At 60.9% G+C, this 9,403-nt stretch carries 6 protein-coding genes; all 6 read left to right on the forward strand.

Annotated elements, in window-relative coordinates; all coding sequences use genetic code 11:
• The coding region (locus VIW95_RS03155) for an aldo/keto reductase (protein ID WP_331583956.1) at window positions 1-1,053 on the forward strand (1,053 nt) is incomplete at its 5' end.
• Window positions 1,054-1,432: 379 nt separating this feature from the next.
• Complete coding sequence (locus tag VIW95_RS03160; protein WP_331583958.1) at window positions 1,433-3,139, forward strand: hypothetical protein; 1,707 nt, start codon at window positions 1,433-1,435, stop codon at window positions 3,137-3,139.
• Window positions 3,140-3,256: 117 nt separating this feature from the next.
• Window positions 3,257-3,631 carry a hypothetical protein gene (locus VIW95_RS03165; protein WP_331583959.1) on the forward strand — a complete coding sequence of 125 codons (375 nt, stop codon included), beginning with the start codon at window positions 3,257-3,259 and terminating at the stop codon, window positions 3,629-3,631.
• A 115-nt stretch (window positions 3,632-3,746) separates the two neighbouring features.
• Window positions 3,747-6,875 carry an efflux RND transporter permease subunit gene (locus VIW95_RS03170; protein WP_331583960.1) on the forward strand — a complete coding sequence of 1,043 codons (3,129 nt, stop codon included), beginning with the start codon at window positions 3,747-3,749 and terminating at the stop codon, window positions 6,873-6,875.
• A gap of 35 nt (window positions 6,876-6,910) precedes the next feature.
• Window positions 6,911-8,014: an efflux RND transporter periplasmic adaptor subunit gene (locus VIW95_RS03175; RefSeq protein WP_331583962.1), complete on the forward strand. Its 1,104-nt coding sequence runs from the start codon at window positions 6,911-6,913 to the stop codon at window positions 8,012-8,014.
• A 16-nt stretch (window positions 8,015-8,030) separates the two neighbouring features.
• Window positions 8,031-9,403 (forward strand): TolC family protein (locus tag VIW95_RS03180; protein ID WP_331583961.1); only part of this gene is annotated, 1,373 nt, incomplete at its 3' end.

Below are 9,403 nucleotides of genomic sequence, written 5' to 3' on the forward strand. Positions count from 1 at the left end.
GGCGCGAGCCAACTGACTTCCGGCCAGGAAGACCTGGTACGTCACGCGTTCGATTGCGGCGTCAACTACTTTGACTCGGCCGAGACCTACACCGACGGCGAGTCCGAGACCACGGTCGGCAACGCGCTCAAGGGCAAGCGCGACAAGGTCTTCCTGACTTCGAAGACGATCGCGCAGGCGGACGACAACCGCGCCTCGATGATGAGCGCGCTCGAAGGAAGCCTCCGCCGTCTCCAGACCGATCACGTCGATGTGTATTTCAACCACGCGGTGAACGATCCGGCGCGGCTGAAAAATCCCGAGTGGAACGAGTTCGTCGCGCAGGCGCGCCAGCAGGGCAAGCTTCGCTTCACCGGGATATCGGGACACGCGGGGAATCTCGCCGAATGCCTCGACTACGCAATCGACAGCGGCCACTACGACGTAATCCTGTGCGCGCACAACTTTGGCCAGGACCCGCGCTTTTTTCAGCGCTTCACCCGCGGTTTCGACTTCGTCGCGCGACAGCCCGAGTTGCCGCGCCTGATGGAAAAGGCCAAACAGCGCGGCGTCGGCGTGGTCGTGATGAAGACCCTGATGGGCGCGCGCTTGAACGACATGCGCCCGTACGAATCCGGCGGCGCCACTTTCTCGCAGGCGGCGTTTCGATGGGTGCTGTCGAATCAGAACGTGGACGCGTTGATCGTCTCGATGACGAGTCAACAAATGATCGACGAATACCTCGGCGCGTCGGGCGCGCGCGCAACCGCCGCGAGTGACCTGCCGCTGCTGAATCGCGACGCGACCATCAACGGCGATTCGCAGTGCCGTCCCGCGTGCAACGAGTGCGCGAACGCATGCCCGTTCGGCGTGCCGATCGCCGACGTATTGCGCACCCGGATGTACGCCCGCGACTACGGCGACCTGCGCTTTGCGCGCACCGAATACGCGATGCTCTCATCGAACGCCGCGGCGTGTCTCACCTGCGACGCGAAGCCGTGCGCAGGCGCATGTCCGCACGGAATCGCGACCGACGTACTGCTGGCGCCGACGCATCGCATGCTCACCGCGTGACTGTTTCTGAGAGGCTCGCCGTCGCGACGGTCGGCCAACAGGATAGTGCGGTCGCTGAAGGCTGGATCGAATTCGGCGAGGGCAAAAAGGACTTGGTAGCCGTCCGGCGCGCGCGACAAAGTCCATCGCCAGGTTGCCTCTCTGGGACAGTCGTCAGCACCTGAGCTGAATACCGCATCGCGATAAATCGCTTCGCCCTCTTCCAGATTGTGAATATCCGCTAATTCCCGACCCGTCACAGCGTAAGAATTCGCGCGTTCGTAACAATCGTCTCATCATGCCGTAACTCCGCCTCCTTAGTTTGCGCCTGCCGCGGTTCTCGCAGGGTCGTCGGCGGGGTTTTCGCATCGTGGATAGGGAGAGTCCAGGGAGGACGATGATGAGACGAACGATACGAATGGTTGCACTGTCGATGCTTGGCGCGTCGCTGATGCTCAGCGCGGTCGCGATGACACCCGCGCCAGCCGGAAGCGAGGAAGTGCGGTCGATCACGCTGTACACCGATCCCGGCAGCGGCCAGGTGTTCACCAAGCGCTGCAAGCATTGCGTCAGGATGGGCGAGTACATCCCAGCCGGATCGACCGAGGAGATCGAGCGCAAGGTCGAGCGCCGAGTGAGCGCGCAGACCCAGGCGCAATTGGATCAGGAGCGCGCTGCGATGCAGGCTGAAGAAGCCCAGCGGCAGGCCCAGCAGCAGCAGTGGAACGCCGAGATGGCCAAGCAGGTCGCGACGATTCAGCCGTGGGCGGCAGAGTTCGGCGATCGCTGGTACAAGAAGATCTCGATCGGCACGCTGGTGTACGCAGACTACCGGTACTATACGCACACTGGATTTGGGCCGCAGTTCCTGACTCAGCAGATTTGGCCCGGTCCCGGCAACAACAGCTTCAACTCGTTCGATATCACGCGCACGTACCTGGATTTCAAATTCACGCCGGTTGACGACGTTTCGCTGCGCGTGACGCCCAACATGTACCTGATCGAGAACAGCAGCTTCAAATGCACGGCGACCACCACGGTTACCACCCCTCCGGGCGGCAAAGCCACGAGCAAGTGCACCGTGGCCACCGGCGACACGGACGGCCTCAACACCGGAATCGCCAGCACCACCGATGGGAATCTCGGATTTCGCCTGAAGTATGCGTACGTCGACTACAACACCTTTTTCAAGAAAATACTGAAGTTCGCTCCTATGAGCGACGATAAATTCACCTTCGGCCAGCAGCAGAATCCGCTCGTCGATTGGGAAGAGAATCTGTGGGGCTTCCGCTACACCGCCCTCACGCCATGGAACTATTTGAGCTTGAGCTCGTCGCAGGTCGGCGTCTCGATGAAAGGCCCGATCAAAGTTAACGAGAAGCAGTACGCCGACTACGACGTTGGCGTTTACGACGACGCCAGCTTCCACGCTAACGAAGAGAGCGCATACAAGCAGGTGATGGGCCGCGTGACGATCAATCCGTTCGGCGTCGATTCCCGGTACGCTGGCTTTGGCCTCACGGGCTTCTACGATTACGGTTACAAGAACACTTGCACTCCAGACTCGAATGCCCTCAACGGCACCTGCGGGCATATCGCGCGCGCCGCGGGGATAGCACACTACACGGCTGAGACCTGGGGCGTTATCGGTGAATGGGATTACGGCCACAATGCGTTCTCGCCGGGCAACCTGTACTCGGGCAGCGGACCGTCAGACGCAATCGGGATCGCCAGCCCGGGCGGTTTTGCCGGCTGGAACCACATGGTCGGCGACATTCTGAACTCTCAGGCCACGCAGATGGGCGCGGATTTGATGGGCCATTACGACATCCCGCACACTCCGTTCACGGCCTTCGGCCTGCTGCAGTGGTTTCAACCGAACACGCGCATCCAGAAGGACCCGCTCGACTTCACCCGTTACGACCTGGGCATTCAGTGGCTTATCAACAAGTACCTGAGGGTGGCGTTCGATTCGCAGGCCATCCAGTACTACCACAGCCAGTTCATATTCCCCGCGGGATCGACGTCTGAGCACTCGAAGGCGGTGCCGTTCGCGGTCGCGCGCGACACCCACGGGTTCTTCTTTCATCTCGAGTTCAGATACTAACTGCTGATCCGGAGGGCCGGCGCGAGAATGCGAAATGCTCGCGCCGGTTCGCGCTTGGCGAACCCACCCAGCCCTTCCTTGTCAGGTCGGGAAACGGGAGCTATCCTTGAAATTGCCGTGCTGAGCAATTTTCTGAAATCCGCCGGACGAGCGATTGCCGACTCGCTACGCGCGGTCGCGTGCATACTAAGCGTCGCGATGCTGCTTTCCTTCCCGGTTGCGAGGGTCCATAGCTTTGGTCCGCACTTCGGCACCACCGAGATACGCCAGAATATCGTGCGTCACACCTTCGTCGCGGGGCCTGAGACCGGCGGCGCAGAGAGGATGACGCATATCGACGCGCTGGCCGCGATTCCGACGCCTGCGATTGTCGAGAACGTCGCGAAGTGTCTCTTTCCTCTCGCAATAGTTTCCGACGTTCCGACTTTCCGCATCCTTCGACATTTCAAGCTCGGGCCGTCGCGCTCGGGCTCTCCTGACCCGCTGCTCTAACCTCCAGGGTTCGGCGATTGAGTTCTCGCCGCCGTGCACGTTTGCGTGCGCGCGACGGGATTGTCCTGGAACAGTGCTGGAGTCCGCTCCAGCCGCGATAGCGGAGGTCTCTACAGTGCCTGGTTTCTCACTTCGTAATCCGCACGCCATAATCGTGGGCGCGCTGCTGACGGTAATACTCGGGGTCGCGGCATTTCTCAGCATGCCGGTCGATGTCTTTCCCAATCTCGATATCCCGGTCGCGGTCGTCGCCACCTTTTATCCCGGGATGCCGCCAACGGATATGGAGGCGGACATCACGACCCGCTTCGAGCGTTTCTTCACCCTCGGCAGCGACATCGAACATATGGAATCCCGCTCGCTCCCCGGCGTCAGCATCATCAAGGTCTTTTTCCAGCCGGGCGTTGACCTGAGCTCCGCGGCCGCATCGTTGGGCAACCTCGCGATGGCCGACCTGCGCCATCTGCCGCCCGGTACGCTGCCGCCGTTGGTGCTGAAATCAGGCGCTTCGTCACTTCCGGTTACACTTGTGACGGTGTCTGGCGCGGGCTTCCATCAAGCGCAACTCCACGACGCCGCCCAGTACAACATCCGCAACTGGATCGCGACGGTGCCGGGCGCGTCGGTGCCTCCGCCCTTCGGGGGCAAAGAACGCCAGATCATGGCCTACGTCAACCGCGACGCACTTCAGGCGCGCGGGCTGACATTGATGGACGTCGTCCACTCGCTCAACGACGCGAACCTCATCATTCCGGCAGGCGACGCGAAAATCGGCTCAACTGACTACTTCGTTTACAGTAACAGCATGATCGAGAACCCAGTCGACATCGACCAGGTGCCGGTCAAAATCGGGAATGGTGAAGCCCCAGTGCTCATGGGCGACGTCGGGCACGTCGAGGACGCAGCGCAGATTCAGCAGAACATCGTGCGCATCAACGGCCAGCGCTCCGTGTATATCCCCGTGATGAAACAGGGCAACGCCAACACGATTGCCGTCGTCGATGGGGTCGGGCAGGCGATTAAAAAGATCGCCGGTCTGCCCAGCGGAATGGACGTCAAAGCGATCTTCGGGCAGGACTCGTACGTGCGCGCGGCGGTCGAGAGTCTCGAGCATGAAGCGGCCACCGGCGCCATCCTCGCGTCGCTTATGATCCTGATCTTCCTCGGCAGCTTCCGCTCGACGGTCGCGATTTTTTTGTCGATCCCGCTTTCGATTCTTGCCGGCGCATTCGGTCTGCACATGATGGGTTCAACCATCAACGTAATGACGCTCGGCGGCTTCGCGCTCGCAATTGGCCGGTTGGTGGACGACTCGACGGTCGTCCTCGAAAACATCAACCGCCATCTGGCCGAAGGCAAGGCGCCTCCCGAGGCCGCGCGCGACGGCGCCAACGAAGTCGCGCTGGCGGTCCTAGCCTCGACCATCACGACCATCATCGTGTTCTCGCCGGTGATGTTCCTGTTCGGCGTAGCGAAGTCGCTGTTCAGCGCGCTGTCGCTGGCGGTGGTGCTCTCGATGCTGGCGTCGTACATCGTCGCGATGACGGTGATCCCGGTTTTCTGCGCGCGATTTCTGACCGCTGAATCGGCGCGAGAGGCGGAAGAAGGCAGCGGGCGTGGTTTTCTGGCGGCGTTCATCCGCAGCTACGACCGCTTCGCGGAACGTTACGAGCACCTGCTCGATCGAGTGCTGAATCACAAAGGCGCGGTGATTGTTGCGGCCTCGATCCTGTTCGTGGTGAGCATGGCCGCATTTCCTTTGCTCGGAACCGAACTGTTCCCGAGGACCGATGCGGGCCAGTTCGTCATCCAGTTTCGCGCGCCGCTGGGAACGCGCATCGAACTCACCGAGCAACTGGCCAAGCGCCTGGAAAACACGATTAAAGAGGTGATACCGCCGACTGATCTCTCGACGATAGTATCGAATATTGGACTGGAACCCGAGTTCTCGGCGATTTACTCGCCTAATGCGGCCAGCGATTCCGGGTTCGTGATGGTCGCGCTCAAGTCAGACCATCGCGTCTCGACCTGGGATTACGTCGCGAAGCTCAAATCGATTTTGCCCGCGCGGATGCCGGAAATCCGCACGTTCTTTTCGTCGGGCAGCATCATCGACTCGGTGCTGAATTTCGGGCTGGCGGCGCCAATCGATATACAGGTTAGCGGGCAGCACTACTCAGAACTTTTCGATCTGTCGCGCAAAGTCGACGCGCGCGTGAAAGGACTGCCGGAAGTCGCCGGCACCTTCATCCCCGAGGAATCGAACTATCCTACCCTCAAGATCAACGTGGACCGCGTGAAAGCCGCGCGGCTGGGACTCAACCAGCGCGACGTCGTGACCAACGTCATCACCGCCCTGACGTCGAATCAAATGATCGCGCCTTCAATCTGGATCGATCCCAAAACGGGCAACGATTACTTTCTGACCGCGCAATACGAGGAAGACAAGATCGATTCGGTCGACACGCTGCGCGATATTCCGGTGCGCAGCAGCGACGGTGACCATTCGCGCGCCGACGCCCTGCTGCTGCGCAACGTCGCCACGATTACCCGCGAGAAGCATCCCGCCGAAGCGGACCACTACAACATTCAACGCGTGGTCGACGTGCTGGTTGCGCCGAGTACCGACGACATGGGCGGCACGCTCACGGCGGTGCAAAAGGCGCTCTCCAAACTCGAACTGCCGGCCGGAACCGAGATCGCGTATCGCGGGTCGGTCGAGTCGATGCGTCGTTCGTTTTCCAGCTTCGGTTACGGCCTCGCGATGGCGGTGGTGCTGCTCTACCTCGTGATGGTGGCGCAGTTCCGATCGTTCCTCGACCCCTTCATCATAATGTTCGCGGTGCCGATGGGCCTGATTGGCGTCGTGTGGACGCTTTTCCTGACCGGCACTACGCTCAACATCGAGTCGTTCATGGGAATCATCGCGATGGTCGGGATCGTCGTGTCCAACGCGATACTGCTGGTGGATTTCGCCAATCGGCGTTTCCGCGGCGGCCAGGAACTGCGCCAGGCAATAGTAGAGTCGGCGAAAATCCGGATGCGCCCGATTCTGATGACGACGCTGGCGACTGTCGTGGGCCTGATGCCGATGGCGCTGAAGCTGGGCGCCGGCTCGGAAGCTTCCGCTCCGCTCGCGCGCGCCGCCGCCGGAGGACTCGCAGTTTCGACAGTGCTGACGCTGTTCCTGGTCCCCGCGCTTTACGAAATTTTCTACAGCCGTCATCAGCAGGTGTCGAAATGAACAGGTATATCTGCCCCACAATCGCCACCGTGTGCATGTTAGCGGCGGTGAGTGGATGTTCTCACCCGCATAGCGATGCGAAGAGCGAATCGCGACACACGGTTGTGGTAGTTCGTCCGCAGCGCGGTGACATTGTCCGTTCGATCACTTTGCCGGGAGATTTGGTCGGCCTGTACCAATCGACTCTCTACGCAAAGGTCACTGGCTATTTGAAAACTATCTCGGTTGATAAGGGCGACTGGGTAAAAGAAGGACAGGTCCTTGCCGTAATCGAAGTGCCCGAGCTTCAGGAACGGCTCGCGCGCTCGCGCGCCGATCTGGAAGTTCAGCACCTGACCTATCAGCGCCTCGAACAAGTCTGGAAAAGCGATCCACGGCTGGTCGCGCGGCAGGATGTCGATATCGCACAGGGCAAGTATCTCGAAGCCAAAGCGGGCGTGGACGAGCTTGAAGCGATGGCCTCGTACACCAGGATCGTCGCGCCGTTCGCCGGCGTAGTAACCGGCCGTTTTGTCGATCCGGGCGCACTCATCAAGGCTGGCGGAGAGCAGGCGTCATCCGCTCCGGATCAAGGCTCGACGCATCCGAGCGGCGGCACGTCGCCGGTCCTGAGTCTCGCGATGATCGACACGATGCGCACGTACGTTTACGCGCCGCAGGACGCGGTCGGATCGATCCGTCGCGGGATGCCCGCGAAGCTGACGCTGCAGGATCTGCCAGGTCGCTCGTTCGACGGAGTTGTCACGCGCTACTCGAACTCGCTTGACCTGGGAACGCGCACGATGCTGACCGAGATCGATCTGAAAAATCCCCGGCACGATCTTTACCCCGGGATGTACGCGAATGTGACGCTCGAACTCGAGCGGCATCGCGACGCGATCGAGCTACCCGAGTCTGCAATCGGCGAGTCGCCCGATGGAAAGTACGTGATGGTCGCGGAGGGCGGGAAGCTGCGGAGGCAGGAAGTAACCGTCGGGATCAACAATGGCAAAAGTGCCGAGATTGTCAGCGGTCTAAGCGGCACTGAAGAAGTAGCGACTGCCCTCGATCCTTCAATCGTTCCTGACGAACCGGTCAATGTCGTGCAGCAGAAGTCACAGCCTGACGAACGACCGAACATGATCGCGGCAACCCCGTGAGTACCGGAGCAATACTATGCGAATATCGAATATCAGAGCTGCAATTGTACTTGCAGGTTGCCTACTGACTATAGCTACTCCGCAATTCGCCGGCGCGCTCGAGACCTTGCAGCCGGGCGAGAAGCTGACGCTAGAGCGCGCAATCGAGCTGACCCTGCGCAATCATCCGCGTGGCCTCGAGATGAAGTCCGAGGCGATTGCGGCCAATGAGCGCGTCGGCGAGGCTCGCGCAGCGCTTTTGCCACAGGTGTACAGCGCCGCGGAGTATCTGCGCTCGACCGATAACCCGATCGGAAACACCACCTTTCTCAATCCCGGATTCATTCCGCGCATCACCGGCACGCTGCACGGCGCGCCGGCCAACGCGGTGCAAAGCTTCTCGACCTCGACCACCGACAACTATCTGGGCGGAGTGGCGGTGCAGCAGTACCTGTTCGACTTCGGAAGGGTTCGCGGACTAATCGAGCAGCGCGACGAAGAGGCGCATGCCGCGTCGTTTCAGTCACAGTTGACGGAGCTCGAGCTCGTCTTCGAAGCAGCTCAGCGTTATTTTGCATTGCTGGCCGCCGGGCAGAAGGTAAAGGTCTATCAGAAGGCGATCGAACAACGCTCCGAGCAACTTCATGCCGCCAAGGTAAAGGCCAGCGCCAACCTCACCCCACAGATCGACGTACTCACTGCGCAAGCCGCGCTCGCGCGCGCAAACACCGATCTCCTCGAAGTCTCAGACGAGCGCGACATCGCCAGGGTGGCGCTCAACAATACGATGGCGATCGATCGCAACGCGCCGGACTATGAGCTGGCGGACGTGCTCACTTACCAGCCAGTTTCCGGAAGCCTCGAGGCGTTCTTCGCTTCCGCAATCGCATCGCGGCCGGACTTGCGCGCGCTCGAAGCCGAAGCGCGAGCGGCCGGGGCACAGGTAAAGCAGGCGCGTAGCGACTACTTTCCTACAGCAGGAGCGACGGCCGGCTACAGCGCGCTGGGCACCGGCCTGCCTGCGGCCAACAACTTCAACGCAGGAATCGTAATCACGTGGCCAATCTTCAACGGCTTCGCAACGGAGCATCAGGTGCAGGAGGCCAAAGCCACGCAGAACGCGATTCGCTATGCGATCGAGGATCTCGAACAGCGCGTCTGGCTCGACGTAAAGAGTGCTTATCTCCAGCTGCAGACCTCGGTCGAGCGAATCCATCAGGCGGAAGCCACGCTCGCCGCATCTTCGGGACAACTCGAGCTGGCCGACAAGCGCTACAACGCCGGCCTCGGCAATATTATCGAGCTCACCGACGCCGAGCGTTTCTATATCCAGGACGACGCGGCCTACGTCGACGCGCTCTACGGATATTCAGTCGCGAAGGCGACACTGGATCGAGTAACGGGTCTGTC

It is taken from the genome of Binatus sp. (SeqCode), assembly GCF_036522015.1.
Classification (GTDB): Bacteria; Desulfobacterota; Binatia; order Binatales; family Binataceae; genus Binatus.

Coding starts and splice junctions, on each gene's coding strand:
- VIW95_RS03175 (WP_331583962.1), top strand. CDS start 6,911: ATGTTAGCGGCGGTGAGTGGATGTTCTCACCCGCATAGCGATGCGAAG.
- VIW95_RS03160 (WP_331583958.1), top strand. CDS start 1,433: ATGAGACGAACGATACGAATGGTTGCACTGTCGATGCTTGGCGCGTCG.